General features: G+C 57.8%; 1 protein-coding gene. It reads left to right on the forward strand.

What is annotated here, in order from left to right; genetic code table 11:
• A partial coding sequence (locus tag AQR02_RS00215; RefSeq protein ID WP_159067648.1) for an Ig-like domain-containing protein occupies window positions 1-1,921 on the forward strand: 1,921 nt, incomplete at both ends.

Genomic DNA, 1,921 nt, shown 5'->3' on the forward strand with positions numbered 1-1,921 from the left:
AGCGGATACGCTGACCGTAGCCGAGAACGGCTCAGGAAGCTTATCGGTAACGGCAAACGATACGGATGCCGAGAACGGGCTTGTCCCTTCCTCGGTAACACTCAAGTCACCAGCGTCGCACGGTACGGTTACCGTAGGCGCGAACGGCCAGGTGACGTACACGCCGAACGCCGGCTATAGCGGCTTTGACAGCTTCACGTACACCGTCAAGGATACGGACGGAGCAGAATCCAACCCGGCCACGGTGACAGTGACGGTGACAGCGGCCAACGGAATTCCTGCGGCTTTACCACAGCTCGTTGAGATCAACGAAGGGGCCGGAGCGGTAACGATTATCCTTGAAGGCACAGACCGCGAAACAATCACCGGACTGGTCTACCAGATCACCGCACAGCCGTCACAGGGTACCCTTACCTTACAAAGCGGAAATATCTATCTGTATACACCGGCCCCGGGCTTTACATCGGGTACGGACAGTTTCAGCTTCACCGTGACGGACGGGGACGGCCAGAGTAGTCCGCCGGTTCAGGTGATGATTCAGATGAACAAGGCGCTGAACGGCTGGGTCGGCAATAAGCTTGAAGGCGATCCGTCTGTCGTGAATGCAGTGCCCGGCTATCCGCTGAAGTTCTCGGCCGTCAGCCCGCTGTCGGCCCATGAGGTCAAGGCAATTATCGGAGGCGGCACTGTCAGCCTTGAGTTAGCCAATCCCGCTACCTTCCTTCAGGACGGCTACAAACGTTGGGAGAATACGGGCTATCTGCTTACCACACCGCTGGCCGCAGGCTCTTTTACGGTAATGTTCCAGGCGTTCAAGGCCGATGGCACACCGCTGCCAGCCGAGACCCGCCTGGCCGATAACGGATTTCAGGTGCTGGCGCACTCACTGGTGCTGACGGCGTCGCCGGACCGTATAGTCGGTGACGGGCGCTCGACGACCGAGCTGACCGCCGTGCTGACTGACAGTAGCGGCAATCCCGTGCCGGACACCGAGGTTGTGTTCTCGGTCCCGTCAGGCCTGGGTACGTTCGTTGGAGCTGACCGGATACGGACGGATGCTCAAGGCCGGGCGGCAACGACTTACCGCTCGGCTGACCTCTCCTCCAATCAGGAGCAGAAAGTACGGGTTGAGGCAGCAGCAATTGACCTGACAAAAGGACTATATGCGAAGGACGATATTCTGGTTACCTTCCAGCCGGCAGTCATCAGCGGGGTTATTACCCGCGGTGCCGCGGGCGAGAAGGTCGCCGGCGCGAACGTACGGGTAACGCTGGATCTGAACGGCGATAACATCATTACACCTGGCGTTGATTTTGACGAGACCGTGGTGACAGGCGCAGACGGATCTTACTCGCTGCCGGTGCCGAAGGGCAATGCGCTGTACACCATCGCAGTGACGCAGACAGTAAATGTAGGCGGAGTTTTAACACCGGTGACGTATACTCAAACTGCGGTAGTCGGATCGGTCAGCGGTACCGGTCAGGAGAGCTACGATTCAACGAAAACAGCCACCGGTATCATCCTGATGAAGCAGCCGGCAGGCGGCACCGGGACGATATCCGGAGACCTGGTAAAGAAGATGAAAGTGTATATGAAAGACGCGGCAACAGGTCTCTATATTCTGGAGAACGGATCGCCTAAGGCATTCCCGGCCCAGCAGAACGGCGTATTCAGCGCCGAAGGGCTGGGGCTCGGCACATATGTGATGGAGATCCGCTATGAAGTCGAGCCGGGACAGGAGATTATTATCCAGAAGAGCGAAGTGAACGTTACGTCTAACGGGGAAATGAATATTTCAGAGGAGCTGGTTGACCCGTACGGTGCGATTACGAACAGCTTGACTGGGATCCCCGTGGAAGGCGCGAACGTGACCCTGTACTATGCAAATACAGCGCGCAACGGCAGCAAGGGCGGTAAGCCT

The organism is Paenibacillus ihuae (assembly GCF_001368795.1).
Taxonomy (GTDB): domain Bacteria; phylum Bacillota; class Bacilli; order Paenibacillales; family Paenibacillaceae; genus Paenibacillus_AQ; species Paenibacillus_AQ ihuae.